Source organism: Actinopolyspora sp. BKK2 (assembly GCF_011291845.1).
GTDB classification, from domain to species: Bacteria; Actinomycetota; Actinomycetes; order Mycobacteriales; family Pseudonocardiaceae; genus Actinopolyspora; species Actinopolyspora saharensis.
This window is the reverse complement of record NZ_JAANTE010000001.1, coordinates 41,236-60,253: the sequence shown is the minus strand read 5'-3', so window position 1 is coordinate 60,253 and position 19,018 is coordinate 41,236. Positions and strand designations below refer to the sequence as shown.

The 19,018-nt window shown below is 69.3% G+C and carries 19 protein-coding genes; 6 read left to right on the top strand and 13 right to left on the bottom strand.

Annotated features, from left to right (window positions below; translation table 11 throughout):
- Positions 1–2: 2 nt before the first annotated feature.
- Complete coding sequence (locus tag G9Q41_RS00280) at positions 3–1,442, bottom strand: non-oxidative hydroxyarylic acid decarboxylases subunit C (RefSeq protein ID WP_165631645.1); 1,440 nt, start codon at positions 1,440–1,442, stop codon at positions 3–5.
- A 38-nt stretch (positions 1,443–1,480) separates the two neighbouring features.
- Positions 1,481–2,065, bottom strand: a complete 585-nt coding sequence (locus G9Q41_RS00275) for a non-oxidative hydroxyarylic acid decarboxylases subunit B (RefSeq protein WP_092521737.1) — start codon at positions 2,063–2,065, stop codon at positions 1,481–1,483.
- Positions 2,066–2,463: 398 nt separating this feature from the next.
- Here G9Q41_RS00275 and G9Q41_RS00270 point away from each other — a divergent pair, with 398 nt between their 5' ends.
- The 4 genes from G9Q41_RS00270 to G9Q41_RS00255 all read left to right on the top strand — a co-directional run bounded on the left by G9Q41_RS00270 (position 2,464) and on the right by G9Q41_RS00255 (position 6,840).
- Positions 2,464–2,916 (top strand): MarR family transcriptional regulator, encoded by a 453-nt coding sequence (locus tag G9Q41_RS00270; protein WP_165631646.1) that lies wholly within the window; start codon positions 2,464–2,466, stop codon positions 2,914–2,916.
- An 83-nt stretch (positions 2,917–2,999) separates the two neighbouring features.
- A complete protein-coding gene (locus G9Q41_RS00265; RefSeq protein WP_165631647.1) occupies positions 3,000–4,970 on the top strand; it encodes an ABC transporter ATP-binding protein in 1,971 nt (656 codons plus the stop codon).
- A gap of 223 nt (positions 4,971–5,193) precedes the next feature.
- On the top strand, positions 5,194–5,757 hold the full coding sequence (locus tag G9Q41_RS00260; protein ID WP_207630438.1) for a TetR/AcrR family transcriptional regulator: 564 nt from the start codon (positions 5,194–5,196) through the stop codon (positions 5,755–5,757).
- A gap of 108 nt (positions 5,758–5,865) precedes the next feature.
- Positions 5,866–6,840, top strand: a complete 975-nt coding sequence (locus G9Q41_RS00255; RefSeq protein ID WP_165631648.1) for an NAD-dependent epimerase/dehydratase family protein — start codon at positions 5,866–5,868, stop codon at positions 6,838–6,840.
- Positions 6,841–6,965: 125 nt separating this feature from the next.
- On the opposite strand, the gene G9Q41_RS00250 is transcribed toward G9Q41_RS00255, so the two are convergent.
- Positions 6,966–7,178: a DUF397 domain-containing protein gene (locus G9Q41_RS00250; RefSeq protein ID WP_165631649.1), complete on the bottom strand. Its 213-nt coding sequence runs from the start codon at positions 7,176–7,178 to the stop codon at positions 6,966–6,968.
- A 19-nt stretch (positions 7,179–7,197) separates the two neighbouring features.
- Complete coding sequence (locus tag G9Q41_RS00245) at positions 7,198–8,013, bottom strand: helix-turn-helix transcriptional regulator (RefSeq protein WP_242686992.1); 816 nt, start codon at positions 8,011–8,013, stop codon at positions 7,198–7,200.
- A 183-nt stretch (positions 8,014–8,196) separates the two neighbouring features.
- Here G9Q41_RS00245 and G9Q41_RS00240 point away from each other — a divergent pair, with 183 nt between their 5' ends.
- Positions 8,197–8,478 carry a hypothetical protein gene (locus G9Q41_RS00240; protein WP_347567449.1) on the top strand — a complete coding sequence of 94 codons (282 nt, stop codon included), beginning with the start codon at positions 8,197–8,199 and terminating at the stop codon, positions 8,476–8,478.
- Between the two features lie 45 nt (positions 8,479–8,523).
- Here the strand turns inward: G9Q41_RS00240 and G9Q41_RS00235 are convergent, their stop codons facing one another.
- From G9Q41_RS00235 to cysC, 9 genes are all read right to left on the bottom strand, one after another.
- Entirely contained in the window at positions 8,524–9,324 is an 801-nt protein-coding gene (locus G9Q41_RS00235; RefSeq protein ID WP_165631743.1) for an IclR family transcriptional regulator, read from the bottom strand.
- A 21-nt stretch (positions 9,325–9,345) separates the two neighbouring features.
- On the bottom strand, positions 9,346–10,536 hold the full coding sequence (pcaD, locus tag G9Q41_RS00230) for a 3-oxoadipate enol-lactonase (protein ID WP_165631652.1): 1,191 nt from the start codon (positions 10,534–10,536) through the stop codon (positions 9,346–9,348).
- Positions 10,520–11,866 carry a 3-carboxy-cis,cis-muconate cycloisomerase gene (gene pcaB / locus G9Q41_RS00225; protein ID WP_165631653.1) on the bottom strand — a complete coding sequence of 449 codons (1,347 nt, stop codon included), beginning with the start codon at positions 11,864–11,866 and terminating at the stop codon, positions 10,520–10,522. Before pcaB ends, pcaD begins: the two co-directional genes overlap by 17 nt.
- A 126-nt stretch (positions 11,867–11,992) precedes the next feature.
- A complete protein-coding gene (gene pcaG, locus G9Q41_RS00220) occupies positions 11,993–12,565 on the bottom strand; it encodes a protocatechuate 3,4-dioxygenase subunit alpha (RefSeq protein ID WP_092521742.1) in 573 nt (190 codons plus the stop codon).
- Positions 12,555–13,310 (bottom strand): protocatechuate 3,4-dioxygenase subunit beta, encoded by a 756-nt coding sequence (gene pcaH / locus G9Q41_RS00215; RefSeq protein ID WP_165631654.1) that lies wholly within the window; start codon positions 13,308–13,310, stop codon positions 12,555–12,557. The genes pcaG and pcaH overlap by 11 nt, the downstream gene beginning before the upstream one ends.
- 142 nt (positions 13,311–13,452) lie before the next feature.
- Positions 13,453–14,634 carry a thiolase family protein gene (locus G9Q41_RS00210; protein ID WP_165631655.1) on the bottom strand — a complete coding sequence of 394 codons (1,182 nt, stop codon included), beginning with the start codon at positions 14,632–14,634 and terminating at the stop codon, positions 13,453–13,455.
- Positions 14,631–15,431 (bottom strand): CoA-transferase, encoded by an 801-nt coding sequence (locus G9Q41_RS00205; RefSeq protein ID WP_165631656.1) that lies wholly within the window; start codon positions 15,429–15,431, stop codon positions 14,631–14,633. Before G9Q41_RS00205 ends, G9Q41_RS00210 begins: the two co-directional genes overlap by 4 nt.
- On the bottom strand, positions 15,428–16,249 hold the full coding sequence (locus tag G9Q41_RS00200) for a CoA-transferase (protein ID WP_092522780.1): 822 nt from the start codon (positions 16,247–16,249) through the stop codon (positions 15,428–15,430). Before G9Q41_RS00200 ends, G9Q41_RS00205 begins: the two co-directional genes overlap by 4 nt.
- A 633-nt stretch (positions 16,250–16,882) precedes the next feature.
- Complete coding sequence (cysC, locus tag G9Q41_RS00195) at positions 16,883–17,491, bottom strand: adenylyl-sulfate kinase (RefSeq protein ID WP_207630439.1); 609 nt, start codon at positions 17,489–17,491, stop codon at positions 16,883–16,885.
- A gap of 298 nt (positions 17,492–17,789) precedes the next feature.
- On the opposite strand from cysC, the gene G9Q41_RS00190 reads away from it, so the two are divergent.
- Positions 17,790–18,995 carry a hypothetical protein gene (locus tag G9Q41_RS00190; protein ID WP_165631658.1) on the top strand — a complete coding sequence of 402 codons (1,206 nt, stop codon included), beginning with the start codon at positions 17,790–17,792 and terminating at the stop codon, positions 18,993–18,995.
- The last annotated feature ends 23 nt before the right edge of the window (positions 18,996–19,018 follow it).

The following is a 19,018-nucleotide window of genomic DNA, read 5'->3' as shown; positions in this document are numbered from 1 at the left end:
GTTCAGCGCTTCTCGTTGGCTCGTTCGGCGATCATCGACGACAGCTTGTCGATCCAGGCACCGGTCTCGGGGAGGTCCGTGACCGGCTGGCCGTAGCGGCCGCGGTCGTCCGGTGCCACGGGGGTGGTCGCGTCGATGACGAGCTTGTTGGTGACCCCGGGCGGCTGCGAGCCCGGATCCAGTTCCAGCACCGACATGTTCGGCAGGTTGACCAGATCGGAAGCCGGGTTGACCTTGGTGGACAGCGCCCACATGACCTGGGGCAGGTTGAAGGGGTCGACGTCCTCGTCGACGACGATGACCATCTTGCAGTAGCCGAGCCCGTGCGGGGTGGTCATGGTGCGCAGACCGACCGAGCGGGCGAAACCGCCGTAGCGTTTCTTGGTGGACACGATCGCCAGCAGCCCGTGGGTGTACATCGCGTTGACGGCCTGCACCTCGGGGAAGTCGGCCCGCAGCTGCTGGTAGAGCGGCACGCAGGTGGCGGGGCCGATCAGGTAGTCGACCTCGGTCCACGGCATGCCGAGGTACAGCGACTCGAAGATCGGGGAGGTGCGGTAGGAGATCCGGTCCACGCGCAGCACCGTCATGTTGCGCCCGCCCGAGTAGTGTCCGGTGAACTCGCCGAACGGTCCCTCGATCTCGCGTTGACGCCCCTCGATGACCCCTTCGAGCACGACTTCGCTGCCCCACGGGACGTCGAGCCCGGTCAGCGGGGCCTTCGTGATCGGTTCCGGGCTCCCGCGCAGCGCGCCGGCCATCTCGTACTCGGACTGCTCGTAGCCGAGCGGGGTTCCGGCAACGACGGAGATCACCGGCTCGTTGCCCAGGGTGACCGCGACCGGAAGGTCCTCCCCGCGCTGTTCCGCCGCGTTGAGGTGCAGCGCGATGTCGTGCATCGGGACCGGCTGGAGTCCGAGGCGGTTGGTGCCCTTGACCTCCATCCGGTAGGTACCGACGTTCTGCTTGTCGAAGTTCTCGGGATCATCCGGGTCGCGGGAGACGACCGCGGCCTTGTCCAGGTAGAAGCCCCCGTCCCCGTCGTTGAGCCGGAACAGCGGCAGCACGTCGAACAGGTTCACGTCCGAGCCGCTGACGGAGTTCTCGGCCCACGGGGGGTCGTCCCTGCGCTCGACGGGGGCGGGGAAGTTCTCCCAGCGTCGGATGAACTCCTCCACCTGCCCCCTGGTCGAGGTGTTGGGCGGCAGGTCGAACGCGATCGCGTGGTTGGCCCACGAACCGTGCGCGTTCAGCGCGATCCGGGGGTGTTCGAATCCGGTGACGTTGTCGAAGTACAGCGCCGGGGCCTGCTCCCCGAGTCGGTTGGCCGCATTGGCCGCGGCTCCCAGGTCGGGCTCCGGATCGACCTGCTCCTCGACGTGCAGCAGCTGTCCCTGCTGGTCGAGGGCATCGAGGTAGGAACGCAGATCGTCGTAGGGCATGTGGCGTTCTCCTGACGTACGAGCGCGGTGGGGTGGGGTCACGAATCCGTTCGACGCGCGGCGTTGAGCCCTTGCCAACGTCCGGCCGAGGAGCTCGACAGGCCGAACTGGTCGAGCACCCGGTTCACGACGTGGTCGACCACGTCGCCGACGACTTCCGGGTTGTTGTAGAAGGCGGGCATCGGCGGCACCAGCACGGCTCCCATGCGGGCCAGCGCGAGCATGTTCTCCAGGTGGATCTCGTTGAGCGGGGTCTCCCTGGGAACGAGGACGAGCTTGCGGTGCTCCTTGAGGGTGACGTCGGCGGCCCTACCGATGAGTCCGTCGGCGTAGCCGGTGCGTATCCCGGCGACCGTCTTCATGCTGCAGGGCAGAATCACCATGCCGTCGGTGTGAAACGATCCGGAGGAGATCGTGGCCGCCTGGTCACCGGGTCCGTGGACCTCGTCGGCCAGTTTGGTGAATTCCCGCGCTCCGTACCCGGTCTCCAGCTCGATCGTGGTTCTGGCCCACCTGCTGAGCACCAGATGCGTGTGCACGTCCGGATCGCCGCGCAGCGCCTCGAGCAGCCCCGCGGCCAATGGAGCCCCGGTGGCTCCCGTGACTCCCACCACCAACCGCATTGTCACTCCAAAAATCGTTCGTGAACGAACGTTCGTGTAAATACTAGCACTGGACCGGACGGGAACGCACGGGGTCACCTCCCGGTTCCGCGCAGCTGCCGCCCCGCTGCTGCCCCGCCGAGCCGGCGACCGCCCCGAAGGTCGGACCCGCGCGGAGCGGCCACGCTGTCCGGGACCCCGCACCGGGGACAATGGAAAACTCCGACAGGAGAGCGCGGGTTGCTCCGCTCGGGAGGTTGGTGCGCGCGTGGGGAGCTCCGGCGGTGCCGGGTGCGCAGGCGGGTGGAGGCGACTCCGCCGCTCGTCCTGCGACCGCCCCGACCGAGCGGATACCCGCCCGATCCGCGCGGGCTCTAAGATGCACGGGCCCCAACGACGACCGACTGCGAGAGAACACAGTGGAACTGGACGCGGCCGTCTTCCACCTGCTGCGCCGCACGCTGCAGGAGCACAACGCCAACTGGCAGGCGCAAATCCCCGAACTGACCAAACCGCAGTACGCGGTGCTGCGCGCGGTGGACGAGCACCCCGGCATCGAGCAGGCCGCCGTCGGCCAGCAGGCGGCCATCGACAAGGCCACCCTGGCCTCGCTGCTGCCGAGGCTCGAACAGCGCGGACTGCTGTCCCGCGCCGTCGACAGCGGCGACCGCAGGCGACGCCTGCTGCACCTGACCGAGCCGGGACGGGAGGTCCTGCTGCGGGCGGATTCGGTCGCCGAGTCCGTCAACGGGGCCATGCTGGCCCGCCTGTCCGGGGCGGAGCGCGAACAGCTGCGCCACCTGCTGCGGAAACTGGCCGACGAGCCGGGCGGCTCCACCACCCCGGATCAGCAGGAGGCCCCGCCGTATTGACCCCCGGAAAAATATTGACTTCCAGTGAACTTCAAGTCATTTGATCGAACGACACCGATCCCACCACGAAGAAAGGTGCCGGCATGGACAACGGAGTGAGCTGGGCGACGATGCGGTCGCTGACCAGGGACAGTTCGGTCACCCGACAACGGCTCCCTCCCGGCCTGGCGAAACGGATACTGGCCTACGCGCGGCCCTACCTCGGCGTGATCGTGCCCTTCCTGCTCATGGTCGCGGCCACGGCCACGCTCGGGGTGGTCACTCCCCTGCTGTTCAAGGCGATCATCGACCGCGGGGTCGTGCCGGGGCGCATGGGGGTGGTTCTCTGGCTCGCCGTGGCGGTGGCCGGGGTGGCCCTCGTCGAGGCGGTGCTGACCCTGCTGCAGCGCTGGTACTCCTCCCGCCTGGGTGAGGGGCTGATCTACGAGCTGCGCCGCGACGTGTTCGACCACGTGCAGCGGATGCCGCTGGCGTTCTTCGTCCGCGCCCAGACCGGGGCCTTGACCAGCAGGCTCAACAGCGACGTCATCGGGGCGCAGCGCGCCCTGACCAGCACGCTGTCCTCCGTGGTGTCCAACGTGCTGAGCCTGGTGCTGGTCCTGGCCGCGATGTTCGCGCTGTCCTGGAAGATCACGCTGATCGCGCTGGCCCTGGTCCCGCTGTTCCTGTTCCCGGTCCGCTGGATCGGCAGGAAGCTGCAGCGCGTCACCCGCGAGCAGATGGCCGTGGACGCGGAGATGAGTTCGCTGATGACCGAGCGCTTCGGGGTCGGCGGCGCCATGCTGACCAAGCTCTACGGCAGGGCCGACGAGGAGACCGCCCAGTTCGCGGGCAAGGCCGCGCGGGTGCGGGATCTCGGCGTGCTGTCGGCCATGTACAGCCGGGTCTTCTTCGTGGGGCTGACGCTGCTGGCCGCGCTGGCCACCGCGGTGGCCTACGGCCTCGGCGGCACGCTGGTGATAAGCGGCTCGCTGCAGCTGGGCACCCTGGTGGCGCTGACCTCGCTGCTCACCCGCCTGTACGGTCCGCTGACCTCGCTGTCCAACGTCCACGTCGACGTGATGACGGCCCTGGTCAGCTTCCACCGGGTGTTCGAGGTGCTGGACCTGGAGCCGATGATCCGCGAGCGGGAGGACGCCGTCGAGCTCCCCGCCGGGACGAACAGCCTGGAGTTCGACTCGGTCTCGTTCCACTACCCCGGTTCCGACGAGGTCTCGCTGGCCTCGCTGGAATCGGTGGCGCGCCAGGAGAGCACGCCCGCGCACCAGGTCCTGCACGACGTCTCCTTCCGCGCCGATCCGGGGGAGATGATCGCGCTGGTCGGGCACTCCGGAGCGGGCAAGACCACGATCGCCCAGCTGGCGGGCAGGTTGTACGAGGTGGACTCGGGAAGCGTCCGCGTCGGCGGGTACGACGTCCGGGACGTTACCCTGGCCTCGCTGTACTCCACCATCGGCGTGGTCACCCAGGAAGCGCACCTGTTCCACGACACGATCCGGGCCAACCTCGCCTACGCGCGCCCCTCCGCCACCGACGCGGAACTCCTCGACGCGCTGCGCACCGCCCAGCTCGAGGAGCTGCTCACCGAACTGCCCGACGGGTTGGACACCGTCGTCGGCGACCGGGGATACCGCCTCTCCGGCGGGGAGAAGCAGCGCATCGCCATCGCGAGGCTGCTGCTCAAGCAACCGCCCGTCGTCGTGCTGGACGAGGCCACCGCGCACCTGGACTCGGAGTCCGAGGCCGCCGTGCAGCGGGCGCTGCGTGGGGCGCTGCACGGGCGCACCTCGCTGGTGATCGCCCACCGGCTGGCCACCATCCGCCGGGCCGACCGCATCCTGGTGATCTCGGAGGGGCGCATCGCCGAGCAGGGAACCCACACCGAGCTGCTGGAGCAGGACGGGCACTACGCCGAGCTGTACCGGACCCAGTTCGCGGACGGCGCGGAGTCCCGCGCCTCGGCAGCGGTGGACGGGGCCGCTCCGGGGCCGGTGGGGATCGCCGAGGGGGCCCGAAGCCTCCCGAACGACGAACAGACGGCACGGCGGAGCTGACTCCGGGACGCTCGCGAGCGCCCCGGCACCACCCCGGGGCCGCCGGCCGGTTCGGAGGCGTTTCCGAGCCGGCCCACTCCCCGTCCCGAGTTCGCGTCACCTCCGTGCCCTGCTCGTCACCGCGCGAGCGTCCGCCGGTTTCCGGGCGGAGAGGTCTGCCCGAGTGGAAAGCTCCGGCGGGTTCGCTTGCGCCCGGCCAGAAGTGAATGTACAGTCACTCACTATGAGGACGGGCTCGAGGGCGACGGCCGAGGAGCGTCGACGCGCGGTCGTCCACAGCGCGGTGACCGTGTTCGCTCGCCGTGGTTACGACACCAGCCCGGTCACCCGGGTCGCCGAGCACGCGGGCATCTCCTCGGCGTACGTCATGAAGCTCTTCCCGCGCAAAGTCGACCTGTTCGTCGCCGCGATCGAAGACTGCTACGACCGCATCGTGAGCACGCTCGCCGAGGCCGTCGACGAGGCGGAAAGCCCGGACAGCGCCGAACTGCTGGACCGCATGGGAGCGCGGTACACCGAGCTGATCGCCGACCGCGACCTGCTGCTGCTCCAGGTACAGGCACTGGCCTCGACCCAGACCCCGGAAGTGGCCTCGGCCGTGCGTGACGGCATCGGCAGGATCACCTCGCTGGCCGTTTCCAGGGCCGGAGCAAACGCGGCCCAGGCTCAGAACTTCCTCGCTCGCGGCCAACTGTGCCACCTGCTGACCGCGATCGACGCGTTCGACACCGACACCGACTGGGCGGCCACGCTCACGGAGGGCTTCCGGCACAGTCCGGCTTCCTGACTCGCGCGACGGTTCCACGCCCAGTCGAAGGACTCCGAGAGCACGGGCAGCGCTTGTCCTGCCCTCAAAAGTGAATGAACAGTCACTCACTAAATCGAAGGAGTACTGATGACCACAACCACCGGTGAAACGCACGTCGTGCTCGGCGCCGGTCCGGCGGGAAAGACCATCGTGGACGAACTGCTCGCACGTGGGCTCAGGGTGCGCCACGTCAGCCGCGGTCCGATCGAGGGCGCCCCCGTCGGGGTCGAGACGGTACGTGCCGATGTCTCCTCCGCCGACCAGGCAGTCTCCGCGACCGCGGGTGCCGCGGCGATCTACCACGCCGTCAACGTGCCGTACCACCTACAGGTCGAGCAGTTGCCGGAGATCGGCCGAGCGGTGCTCGCCGCCGCGGGCCGGAACGACGCCCGGCTCGTGGTGCTCGACACGCTCTACCCGTACGGCGAGGCGGACGGCACTGCCATCACCGAGGACACCCTCTGGGCGGCGACGAGCCGCAAGGGACGGATGCGCGCCGCGCTGGACCAGTCCTACCTGGACGCGCACCACGCCGGGCACGCCGACGTCGTGCTGGGCCGTGCGGCCGACTTCTACGGCCCTCGCGTGCTGAACTCCACCCTCGGCGGGGCCTTCTTCCCCGCCGTGCTGACCGCCGAGCCCGCGCTCGGGTTCGGCGACATCACACTGCCGCACAGCTACTCCTACCTGCCGGACATCGCCCGTGGCCTCGTCGATCTCGGCACCACCACCGACGAGGCCGCCACCGGTCGGGTGTGGCACCTGCCCACCGTGCCCGCAGTCAGCACCGAACACCTCCACGACCTCGTCGAGCGGATCACCGGCAGCGAGATCACCGCACGAGTACTCGACCGGCCCATCTCCGCGGGACCGTTCGACGAGCGGTTCATGAACGAGTACGCCGAGCTCTTCTACCAGCACCTCGTCCCGCAGAACATGGTCTCGGCACCGTTCGAGCAGCACTTCGACAGGCAGCCCACCCCACTCGTGGACGGGCTGCGGACCACTCTCGACTGGTACCGCGACTTCCTGGCCTCCCAGTCGGCAGCGGAGAACTCCTGAGCGAAAAAGAGCTCGGATCACGCCGATACACGAGCGCGGTGAGCACGCCCGTCACGAACGTGGGCCTCACCGCACCGTGTCCGGTCCCGTCTCCGGCGAGGTCGATCCACGCGGGGCGCTCCGGGTCAGCCAGCGAAGCCGGAGTCGAAGGCGCACCGCTTCACCCCGGCCAGGAATCTCCCCCACTCCGCGGCGCCCACCCGCAGGGTGGGACCCTCCGGGTCCTTGGAATCCCGCACCGCCGCCGTGGCGGCACCCAGCGCCACCTCGACGCAATCCGAACCGTTGCTGCTATGACTCGACTTGCGCCACTCCGAACGACGATCGGCAGTGACCATACTCGCTACACCTCTCCACTCAGACCAGAGCTTGCGCACGAGCCCTGATCACTTCCAGCGAATCCTCCTGCGAATGCGCGATCGAGCGTAGTGCTTCAGCGTTTCGGGTGTAACCGGCCACCTGGTCCTGATCCTGGACGTAGACTGCTCCGTCCGGGATCTCGACGTATCCGATCGACTGAGCCGCATCGAAGTCCAGCACGGTGAACCGTCCCTCCAAGCCGTCGTGCCTGCCAACGCTCGTGGGCAGGACCAGGATCTCGACATTGGACCAGCACGCCAGTTCGAGTAGATGTTCGAACTGTGCCCGCATGATCTCGGCACTCCCGATCGGCCGATCCAGGACGGATTCCTCGATCAGCGCCGTCAACCGTAGCGGGTCCTCCGTGCAGCTCAGCCGTTGCTGTCTTTCCATACGCAAGCTCACGAGGCGCTCGCTCTGGTCCGGGCGAACCCGAGCGCTGGGCGAAGTCATCCCCGTCGCATAGTCCTCTGTCTGGACCAAGGCGGGAAGCACGAGAGGCGCGTAGATGGTCTCACGCGTAGCGAGCCCTTCGAGTCCCACGAAGGTACGCAACCAGTCGGGGATCACGTCCACCCACGGAGCGAGCCACGTTCGTTGATCCGCTCTGCCGCAGAGCGATACCAATCGCTCGACGTCCCAGGACGGGGCCGCGTAAAACTCCAGCAGTTCAGCGATCTGCTGCGGCTGCGGGAAATACATGCCTTTCTCGAAGTGCCCCACCAAGCTGGAAGAACAACCGACAGCCTTGGCAGCCGCCGCGAGAGTTTGCCCCGCTCTTCTTCGGTAGCTTGCCAGTTCGACTCCGATCAACCAGCGCAATGCTGACGGATCACTCCGAGAGGACACGTCTCACCTCCTGGAAAACACTGTCCGCACACAGTCTGCCTGTGCGTCCCCCACCCCGAGAAAACCCACCCGTTCAGGTTATCGACGAAGCTAGATTTCTAGCTACAGTGATAGATGTCATATCGTCAACTTGAACGGAGTCTCCTCGTGACACTCAAAGCATCCGACGACTTCGCGCCGGATCCGGAAGAGCTGGCCGTCCTCGAAAACGCGCTGACCACCCGCCCCGGAGTTTTCGTCCTCTGCGAGCTCACCCGGGACGAGGCAGGCGAACTCGTCGACGGCCACGTGGCCGCCTGGGGGCTGGAGCTGCCCGACCGGGCGGAGGTCGTCGACCGCGACGGCGGCGGCCGCGGCAGTTTCCGCTCGGCCACCCGCGCCGCCGAGGTCTTCGCCCTGACCGGGGAAACACGTCTGATGTGGACCTAGGGTTCGTTGCCGGACTTCACCGGGGACCGGTCCCGGCCGGGAGCCTCACCGCGCGCTGCTGCCCGCCTGCGGAGCCACCCGCAGATCGGCCTCGATCCGAGCAGCCGTCTCCAGCAGCGGCGGGAGGAGCTGCTCGCGCGCCTGCTCGGGGCCGGTCCTGCTGGCGTGCGAGGAGACGTTCACAGCCGCGACCACCCGGTCGGAGCGGTCCCGGATGGGGGCGGCCACCGAGCGCAGCCCCGCCTCCAGTTCCTGGTCGACGATCGCCCAACCCTGGGAGCGGATGCGCTCCAGTTCGCGGCGCAGCTCCCCCGCACTGGTCACGGTCTGGGGGGCCAACGGCTCCGGGCGCACGCGCTCCAGGTACTCAGCCAGCGTCTCCTCGTCGAGGCCGGCCAGCAGCACCCGCCCCATCGAGGTGGCGTAGGCCGGGAAGCGGGTGCCGATGTTGATGGCCACGGTCATGATCCGCGAAGTCGGCACCCGCGCCACGTAGACGATCTCGTCCCCGTCGAGCACCGACACCGACACCGACTCGTGCACCTGGGCGGTCAACCGCTCCAGGTGGGGTTGGGCGATCTCCGGCAGGGACAGGCTGGACAGGTAGGAGAACCCGAGTTCGAGCACCCTGGGGGTCAGCGCGAACAGCCGGCCGTCGGTCCAGACGTAGCCGAGCTGCACGAGGGTGTGCAGGAAGCGACGCGCGGAGGCGCGGGAGAGGCCGGTGGTGCGGGCGACCTCGCTGAGGGTCATCTCCGGGCGCGTCTCGTCGAAGGCGCGGATCACCATGAGCCCGCGGGCCAAGGACTGCACCGGCCCCACTCCGGAGTCGGCCTCCGGCTCCATCACGCCACCCCCTCGTGGATCTCAAGCACCGCTCTGCTCGTCCTCTTCGGACAGTATTCGATCGGCGAGCGCGAAGGCGCTGTTGGCCTTGGGCACACCGGCGTAGACGGCCACGTGCATCAGCACCTGCCTGATCGTCCCCGCGGCGACCCCGTTGCGGCGAGCCGCCCGAACGTGCATCGCGAGCTCGTCGTGGTTGCCGGTCGCCGCCAGGATCGCGAGGGTGACGCAGCTGCGGGTCGGCCGGTCCATCTCCTCCGAGGCCCAGAGCTCGCCCCAGGCGTAGCGGGTGATGAAGTCCTGGAAGGGAGCGGTGAACTCCGTGGTCCGCTCGTTGGCCCGGTCGACGTGGGCGTCGCCGAGCACCTGCCTGCGAACGGCCGTTCCGGTCCCGGTCCGGTCCGGGGCGGCCCGCTCACCGGCGGCCCGATCGGCACCGACGGACATGCGCTGCTCCTCCCCCGCGAAGTGCTCGACCAGCAGGCGATCGACCTGCTCGGCCCGCTCCACATTGGCCAGGTGCGCGGCGTTTTCCAAGACTTCCAGGCGCGCACCGGCGATGCCACCGGCGATGCGTTCGGCGTGCTCGGGCGGCGTCGCCGGGTCATCATATCCCGCCACCACGAGCGCGGGAGCGGTGATCTCACCCAGCCGATCGTCCAGCCCCATCGTCGCGATGGCCTCGCAGCAGCCCGCGTAGCCCTCGTCGTCGGTGGCCGAGATCATCGCACCGTACTTGGCGAACACGTCCTGCCGGGAAGCCAGCTCGGGCGTGAACCAGCGATCCAGAGCGGACCGAACCATCGCCGAGGTGCCGTTGGCCCGCACGAACTCGGCGCGCTCCCGCCAGTTGGACGCGGGGCCGAGGGCGGCGGAGGTGCACAGCAGGGCGAGCCGGTCGATCCGTTCCGGCGCGTTGCTCGCCAGCCACATGCCGGTCATCCCCCCGAGGGAGACACCGGCGAAGTGCACCCGCCCGATCTCGAGGTGGTCCAGCAGGTCGAGCACGTCACGCCCCAGCAGCTCCAGGTCGTAGGGCCCGGACGTGGCCGGGGTCCTGCCGTGGCCGCGCTGGTCGTAGCGCAGCACCCGGAACCGCGCGGACAGGGCCGGCAGCTGCGCGTCCCACATCGTCCGGTCCGTGCCCAGCGAGTTGGACAGCACCAACACCGGGGCCTGCGGCGGACCGGTCAGTTCATAGTCCGGAATCACCGGTACTCGTCTCCTTCCAACTCGTGTATCTCTCCAGCGCACGGTCGACGAACTCGGCGGCCGAGCCCAGATAGCCCTCCGGGTCGGTCACCTCCAGCACGGCTTGCTCGGACAGCACCGAACGCACCGTCGGGTCGTCGAGCAGCTCCGCACGCAGCCCGCCGCCGTCGTCCCCGATCCCGCTCACCAGCCCGGTGACCAGTTCCTTGGCCCGCCGCGCACCGAGTTCCGGCGCCAGGACCGCGGAGACGCGCTCGGCGAGCAGCGCCCCTCCGGTGACGTCCAGGTTGGTGCGCATGGCCGTGGTGTTCACCCGCAGGTCGGCCAGCATCTCCCTGGTCAGCGAAGCGGCGGTGCCGGTGAGCCGCAGCAGCTCCGTGAAGGGTTCCCACTCGGCCTGCCAGTCCCCCGCTCCCCGCTCGTGCTCCTGGGGCATGGCCGAGAGCAAGGTGGCGACCAGGCCGGGAACCCGGCGCGCAGCGGCCGTCACGCGGACGGCCCGGACCGGGTTCCGCTTGTGCGGCATCGCCGAGGAACCGCCGGAGCTGCCTTCGGCGAGCTCACCCAGCTCGGTCTGGGCGCCCAGCTTGACGTCCAGGGCGATCTTGCCGAGCGTTCCGGCCACGGTCCCCAGGGCGGAGGCCAGCTCGCCCGTTCTCGTGCGCTCGGTGTGCCAGGGGAGCACCGGCTCGGCCAGCCCGAGCCGCTCGGCCAGCGCGGCAGCGACCGACACCCCGCTCGTGCCCAGCGTGGCCAGCGTTCCCACCGGGCCTCCGAACTGGACGGCCAGCCGCTCCCGCCGCAACCGCGCCACCGGATCGGTCGCGTCGACCACCCCGCCGAGCCACCCCGCGGCCTTGCGCCCGAAGGTGGTCGGCAGCGCCTGCTGCAGCAGGCTCCGGCCGGTCATCACGGTGTCCCGGTGCTGCCGTGCGAGTCGCGCGCACTCGTCTGCCACACCGCGCAGCTCCTCCAGCAGCCGGTCCAGGGCCGTGCGGGCCACCAGCATGGCGGCGGTGTCCACGACGTCCTGGCTCGTGGCGCCCCGGTGCACCCAGCCGGAGACCTCCTGCGGAACCCGTTCGGTCAGATCATTGACCAGCGGGATGACCGGTGTGGCCGAGGAAGCCGCGCGCTCGGCGATCGAGTCGACGTCGAAGCCGTCCGCCGCGCACTCCCGGGCGATCCGCTCGGCGACTCCCGGGTCGAGCACTCCGACGTCGGCCTGCGCGCGGACCAGCGCGGCCTCGAACTCGAGCATGGCGGCCAGCCACGCGCGGCGGTCGGTGCACGCGGCGAATCGTTCGCTGACGAACGTGGGGGTGAACAAACCGCTCCCGTCCTCACTGGTGTTCGCTGTTCGGGTCGGCGCGGGTCCGTCGGAGCGGAGTCCGCCGCTGCCCGCGAACGGACGGACCGCTCGCGGGCAGCGACCGATCCGGCCGGGCAGCACCGGTCAGACCGCGAAGAAGACGGTCTCGTCGGCGCCCTGCAACCTGATGTCGAAGCGGAATCCCCCGTCCTCGGCAACCGCGATCAGGGTGTCGCGCCGTTGCTGGTCCACGGTGGACAGGACGGGGTCGGTGGCGTTGGCCTCCTCGTCCGGGAAGTAGATCCGGGTCACCACCCGGTCGAGCATGCCCCGGGCCAGCACGGTCACGTCGATGTGCGGGGCCTCCCACTCCCCCTCCGGGGTGGGAAGCGCACCCGGCCGGACCGTGCGGAACCAGAACTGCCCGTCCGAGTCGGTGGGGCACCGCCCGAAACCGCGTATGGAGGCGCTCGGTCCTCGCGGATCGTCCGGGTGGTCGAACCGGCCGTGCTCGTCGGCCTGCCACATCTCGATCAGCCCGTCCGGGATCGTCTCGCCCGCGCCGTCCAGCAGACGCCCCCGCAGCAGGAAGGCCCCGTCGGTCTCCGGACCGACGATCTCGGGACCGTCCGGCCAGGGCAACCCGTCCGGCAGCGCGAAGAAGGGACCCACCGTCTGGGACGGGGTTGTCGCGGGCTCGCCGTGCTCAGTCGTCATCGTCGTCCTCCTCGTCCTCGAACGGCGTCGCCTCGCTACCGCGCAGCACGATGTCGAAGTGGTACGACAGCGCCCATTCCGGGACCGTGCTGTCCAGATCGAACTCGCAGATCATCCGCTCGCGCGCCTTCGGGTCGCGCACCGAGTTGAAGATCGGGTCCTGGTAGAACAACGGGTCCCCGGGAAAGTACATCTGGGTGACCAGCCGCTGCGTGAAGGCGCGCCCGAACAAGGAGAAATGGATGTGCGCCGGGCGCCAGGCGTTGTCGTGGTTGCGCCACGGATAGGCACCGGGCTTGATGGTGACGAACCGGTAGCGACCGTGCTCGTCGGTCATGCAGCGCCCGACGCCGGAGAAGTTCGGGTCCAGCGGAGCCGGGTGCCGGTCACCAGTGTGCCGGTACCGGCCCGCCGCGTTGGCCTGCCAGACCTCGACCAGGGTGTTCGGCACGGGTCTTCCGTCCGAGTCGAGCACCCTGCCACTGACCAGGATCCGCTCGCCCAGCGGTTCGCCGTCGTGCTGGATCGTCAGGTCGTGGTCGGTCTCGGACACCCGCTCGTGCCCGAGCACCGGTCCGGTGATCTCGGTGAGGTTCTGCGGTAAGCGTTGCAGCGGCTTGCTCGGGTGGCGCAGTGACGTGGACTTGTACTCGGGGGTGTCCAGGGCCGGGTGACTGGCGTCGTCACGCGCGTAGCTGGGCAACAGCAGCCGGTCTGCCCGCCCCGCGATCGAGTCGGTGGACATGCTCACTCCCGATGGCTGTAGAGTTCTTCCGTTCCTCGACAAGGTTCTTCGAACGGGACGTCGACCGGACCGGGGCCGTTCTCCGGCGCGGCAGCGCCGGAGGCTCCACCCGAGCGGTCGCCGACACCGCGGACGTCACCGGTTACGCGTGCAGCACGACGGCGAGCCCCTGACCGACCCCGATGCAGATCGCGGCGAGTCCCCAACCGCCTCCGGCTCGACGCAGCTGGTGAGCCAGCGTGGTGAGGATGCGCGCTCCCGAAGCCCCGAGCGGGTGGCCGATGGCGATCGCACCGCCCCGCTGGTTGACGATCTCCGGGTCGAGCTCGGGCCAGTCCGCCAGGCAGGCCAGCGACTGCGCCGCGAACGCCTCGTTGAGCTCGACCGCGCTCAGATCGCCCCAGCCGATGCCTGCCCGCTCCAGCGCGGTGCGCGCGGCCTGCACCGGACCGATACCGAAGACGTCGGGGTCCACCGCAGCGACTCCCCTGCTGACCACCCGTGCCAACGGTTCCGCACCGGCCTGCTCGGCTCCCCGCTCGCTGCCGAGCAGCACCGCGGCCGCGCCGTCGTTCATCGGGGAGGAGTTGCCCGCCGTGACCGTTCCCCCCGAGCGGAACACCGGTTTGAGCTTGCCGAGCTTCTCCGGGGAGGAGTCCGTCCTGACCCCTTCGTCCTCGGTGAGCTCGGTGCCGGGCACCGGGACCACCTCGTCGGCGAAGAGACCGTCGCGCCAGGCCGCGGCGGCCCGCTCGTGGCTGCGCGCGGCGAAGGCGTCCTGATCCGCGCGGCTGATCCCGTAACGGTCCGCCAGGATCTCCGCGCTCTCCCCCAGGGAGATGGTCCACTCCGGCGGCATCTCGGGATTGACCATGCGCCACCCCAGCGTCGTGGAGTGCAGCGTCTCGTGTCCCCGCGGGTAAGCGCGCTCCGGCTTCTGCAGCACCCACGGAGCGCGGCTCATCGACTCGACTCCGCCCGCCAGCACCACGTCCCCGTCACCGGTCTGCACGAACCTGCTCGCCTCGATGACGGCTTCCAGCCCCGAGCCGCACAACCGGTTGACCGTGGCCCCGGGGACGCTGGTGGGCAATCCGGCCAGCAGCGCGGCCATCCGCGCCACGTTGCGGTTGTCCTCGCCCGCACCGTTGGCGTCACCGAACAGCACGTCGCACACCCGGGCCGGATCCAGCTCGGGACTCCGGTCCAGCAGTGCCCTGACGGTGTGCGCGGCGAGGTCGTCGGGGCGGACCTCGGCCAGTCCCTTGCCGTAACGCCCCACCGGGGTGCGCACCGCGTCGAGTACGTACACCTCGTTGCTCAAGACGACTCTCCGTTCCCGAGGGTTGCCTTCAGTTCCCGCAGGATCGTCAGTTCCCGCTCGGTGGGCGGTTCCTGCGTTCCCACCTCGTCAGCGGTGCGCAGCGGCCAACCGGTGGCAGCGCGCACCTGTTCCACCTCGACCTCGGGCGCGACCCGGCTCAGGACCAACTCCCCGGTTTCGGAGTCCGGTTCCAGCACGCCGAGATCGGTGATCACCCGCACCGGCCCCCTTCCCGGCAGTCCCAACCGCTCGCGCGCACGACCGTCCCGGCCGTATCCCACCGAGGTGACGAAGTCAACCGCGGAGACGAACGCCTTCGGGTTGTGCCGCATCACGATCAGCACCTCACCGCAGGAGGTGGCGATCTCCGGTGCGCCACCCGCGCCGGGAAGGCGGACCTTCGGATCGTCGTAGTCCTGTCCGATGACTGTGGTGTTGATGTTGCCGTAGCGGTCCACCTGGGCACCGCCGAGAAAACCGACGTTGACCCTGCCCGGCTGCAACCAGTAGTTGAAGATCTCGGGAACACCGACCACGGAATCGGCGGTCTCGGCGAGAACGCCGTCTCCGATGGACAGTGGCAGCCGTTCCGGTTCTGCCCCGAGGGTGCCGGACTCGTAGATCAGCACCAGCCCCGGCGCGTGGGTGCGCCGGGCGAGATTGGCCGCCGTGCTCGGCAGTCCGATCCCGACGAAGCACACCGCCTCGTCGCGCAGCGAGCGGGCGGCGGCCACGGTCATCATCTCGTCCGGGGTGAACTCGCCCCCGGTTGCGGACTCGGCTCGAGGACTGCTCATCGTGCGCTCCTCTCCGCGCCGTGGATCTCGGTGTCCAACCATTCCCGGAAGCGCTCCCGGTCCCGGCCGATCGCGTCCCAGTCCTGGTAGTAGCTGTTGTCCCGCTCGTAGTAGCCCTGCGCGTAGGAGGGGTGCGCGCCTCCGGGAACCTCGGCCACCGCGGTGACCGCCCAGGTGGGCAGGACCATGGCACCCGGTTGCTCAGGCAGTTCGTCGACCACTTCCTCCACGGTCACCAGCGACCGCCTCGAGGCGAGCACGGTTTCCTTCTGCACCCCCGTGATGCCCCAGAGCTGCACGTTGCCCGCCCGGTCCGCGCGCTGCGCGTGGATGATGCCGACATCCGGGTTGATGGCAGCCACGGCGGCCAGCTCCTCCCCGGTGAAGGGGCAGCGGACCGTGCTGATCGTGTCTGTGTGGTTCGGCAGATCGGTGCCCGCGTAGCCACGCAGCACCGCGAACGGCAGTCCGGAGGCCCCGGCCACGTAACGATTGGCCATGCCCGCGTGGCTGTGCTCCTCGATCTCCAACGGCCCGGGCCAGGAATTCTGCACGGCGTCCCTGAACCGGTGCAGCGAGCCCACACCGGGGTTGCCGCCCCAGGAGAAGACGAGCTTGTCCGCGCACCCGGCCCCGATGAGCTGATCGTAGATCACATCGGGGGTCATCCTTACCAGCGTCAGATTCCTGGTCCGCTGTCGGATGATCTCGTGTCCCGCCGCGACCGGAATGAGATGCGTGAATCCTTCCAGGGCGACGGTGTCTCCGTCGTCGACTAGCTCGGCCACCGCCGTGTCGAGCTGCAGAATGCGTGCCACTGACCACTCCGTTCCGCGGTGTTCGCACAGAATCCGCACGGATCGCCATCAGCCAACTCTGTTCGCTGAGAGAACGTACGTGCTTCATGCGAACATAATCGTGCGTTCCCCTCCGGTCAATACCGCCGCACGTCCGCGTCCCCCCACGCCGGACGCCCGGCGAGGAAACGCAGCTGATGCGGACAGTGGTCAGCGGCGCGACGAGCACCGCCCCGTCCGCGAGGGAAGCACCGCGACTCGACTTCCCGAATCGTGGGAAGAACAGAACCGAATCACCGGCGTGATCCACGCCGGGAGGACAACGGCGGGGCCGGAGCGCTCACGAGTCGACGCCTTCCGGCCCCGCCGGGCGAAATCCGCCGTCGAGCGGATCTTCAGGGCACCACGGGAACGCCGCCGGCCCCGGACCCCGCACGACTCGGCGGGTCCGGGACCGCTCACCACGCACACGCGCTCCCCGCGCGAGAGCCGCTCGTCCGGCTCCGCACGTCCGGGCAGAAGTGTTCTACCGACCTTCCGAACGAGAAAGAACGAAAACCGTCCCACCTGTTCACGGAAGTTCCAGCCCACCTTCCGCGCTCTCCCGCATCCAGGGCCCGGAACGGGACACCGGAGAACGAGCACCGGCCGCGATCACAGCGGGTACAGCCGCTTGTCCCCGTCCAGGACCTCCTGGTCGCTTTCCGTGAAGGACAGGTGCGCCGGTGACGTCACGGCACGCTCCAACATGTCCAGCACGGTGTCCCGCGCCGTGGCTATGTCGGCGGTGGTGGTGTCCAAGCGCAGATCCGGGTCGCTGGGCTCCTGATACTCGGCGTCGTATCCGGTGAGCCCGGACAGCTCCCCGGACGCGGCACGCCGGTAGAGCCCCTTGGGGTCGCGGCGCATGCACTCCGTGGCCGGAGTCGCCACGTGCACCTCGAAATAAGGGCACCCGTGCGCCTCGTGCTGCTCGCGCACCCCGGAGCGCACCTCCGAGTAAGGCGCGATCACCGGCACGAGAACGGTGACCCCGTTCGCGGCCAGCAGTCTGGCCACGAAGCCCGTGCGACGGACGTGCTCAGCCCGGTCCTCCGCGCTGAATCCGAGATCGGCCGACAGGTTGGTGCGCAAGCGATCCCCGTCGAGAATCTCCACTCGCGCGCCCCGGCCGCGAAGGCTCTCTCCTACGGCTTCGGCGATGGTGGACTTGCCCGCCCCGGGTAAACCGGTCAGCCAGAGCGTAGCTCCCGAGAAATCCATCGTCGGTCCCTTCCCGTACGACACTTAGGTGGAACTGGCGGTGCGATCATCCCGAAACGCCCCAACCCGTACGCATACGTGGTCGCTACTGTACAGAAATCGGGATCACTCGAGTCCTTCTTTCAGCGGAACGTCCGCCCCTGGCAGAGGAAAACCCTTCCCGCGCGTTCCCGTCGCGGAAGCGGCGTCGTCGATCGTGCCGCGAGCGCTTCCCCGGGCGATCCCGCGGGATTGTTAGGCTGTCGCACTCCGTTCAGCGTGTGCCCCGAGTCATCACCGACAGGAGCTGTGAGAATCGATGAACCACGCAGGCCCCGAACGGGTCTACATCCACCTCGGATCGCCCAAGACCGGGACGACGTACTTGCAGGAAGTTCTTTGGAACAACCGGGCTGACCTCGGCCGTGCGGGGGTGCTGTACCCGGGTGACCGTCCCGACGCGCACTTCCACGCGGCCCTGGACCTGCAGAACAAGCAGTTCCAGTCGGACTGGTTCGACGAGAACGTCCCGCAGGCGTGGGACCGTCTCGTGGCGGAGGCGGCCGAGTGGTCGGGCACCGTCGTCATCTCCCACGAGCTGTTCTGCACCGCCACTCCGGAGCAGATCGAGCGGGCGATGAACGACCTGGCTCCCGCGGAGGTGCATCTCGTGTGCACGGCGCGGGACCTGCTTCGCCAGCTTCCCGCGGTGTGGCAGGAGGACGTCAAGAACCGCCACACGCTGACCTTCGAGGAGTTCGTCGGGGGCATACGGGGGACTGCCGAGGAGACGAACCCGCTCAGCGAGTTGTTCTGGCCGCGCCAGGACACCGCGGCCATCCTGGACAAGTGGGCCGCCGACATCCCCGCGGAACGAGTGCATGTGATCACCGTTCCGCCCCGGGGGGGCGATCCGACCACGGTCTGGAACCGCTTCGCGGAGCTCATCGGCCTGCAGCCGGAGGAATTCGACACCGCGGTGCGGCGCCCCAACCGGTCGCTCGGCGTGGCCGAGACCGAGGTCCTCAGAAAGCTCAACCAGCGGCTGGACGGGCGAATCCCCTGGTCCGAGCACGACGAGACGGTCAAATCCCGCATAGCCGGCGGGATCCTCGGCAGCAGGAAACCGCGGACTCCGCTCGAGGTGCCCGCCGAGCACCGGCAGTGGCTCTCCGAGCAGTCCGAGCGGATAATCTCCGAGCTGGCCGGCAGCGGCTACCACGTGATCGGCGACCTGGCGGAGCTGCGCCCCGAGCAGAGCTCGGCCACCCCGAGTTCCCACCCGGACGCGGCCGATCCGGAGGAGACGACCGAGGTGGCCGTCGAGCTGCTGGCGGAGCTGATCGGCGATCCGCCCGTCCGCGTGCTGGAGCCGGAACCGGATCCGCGGGAGCCCGCCCCCACCGGAGTCAGGCAGAGCCTGGTGCACCTCTGCGAGCAGCATGCCGCGTCCCGGAAAGCCCTGCAGCTCTACCGCACGGGCAAGCGAACGCTGCGGGAAACGCGCTCCCGCCCGACGCGGTGAGCGCGCGGGCGGTCCTCCCGCGC

Coding starts and splice junctions, on each gene's coding strand:
- G9Q41_RS00260 (WP_207630438.1), top strand. CDS start 5,194: ATGAGGACGGGCTCGAGGGCGACGGCCGAGGAGCGTCGACGCGCGGTC.
- G9Q41_RS00190 (WP_165631658.1), top strand. CDS start 17,790: ATGAACCACGCAGGCCCCGAACGGGTCTACATCCACCTCGGATCGCCC.
- pcaH (WP_165631654.1), bottom strand. CDS start 13,310: ATGTCCACCGACTCGATCGCGGGGCGGGCAGACCGGCTGCTGTTGCCC.
- pcaG (WP_092521742.1), bottom strand. CDS start 12,565: ATGACGACTGAGCACGGCGAGCCCGCGACAACCCCGTCCCAGACGGTG.
- G9Q41_RS00235 (WP_165631743.1), bottom strand. CDS start 9,324: ATGGAGCCGGAGGCCGACTCCGGAGTGGGGCCGGTGCAGTCCTTGGCC.
- G9Q41_RS00250 (WP_165631649.1), bottom strand. CDS start 7,178: ATGGTCACTGCCGATCGTCGTTCGGAGTGGCGCAAGTCGAGTCATAGC.
- G9Q41_RS00265 (WP_165631647.1), top strand. CDS start 3,000: ATGGACAACGGAGTGAGCTGGGCGACGATGCGGTCGCTGACCAGGGAC.
- cysC (WP_207630439.1), bottom strand. CDS start 17,491: ATGGATTTCTCGGGAGCTACGCTCTGGCTGACCGGTTTACCCGGGGCG.
- G9Q41_RS00280 (WP_165631645.1), bottom strand. CDS start 1,442: ATGCCCTACGACGATCTGCGTTCCTACCTCGATGCCCTCGACCAGCAG.
- G9Q41_RS00205 (WP_165631656.1), bottom strand. CDS start 15,431: ATGAGCAGTCCTCGAGCCGAGTCCGCAACCGGGGGCGAGTTCACCCCG.
- G9Q41_RS00275 (WP_092521737.1), bottom strand. CDS start 2,065: ATGCGGTTGGTGGTGGGAGTCACGGGAGCCACCGGGGCTCCATTGGCC.
- G9Q41_RS00255 (WP_165631648.1), top strand. CDS start 5,866: ATGACCACAACCACCGGTGAAACGCACGTCGTGCTCGGCGCCGGTCCG.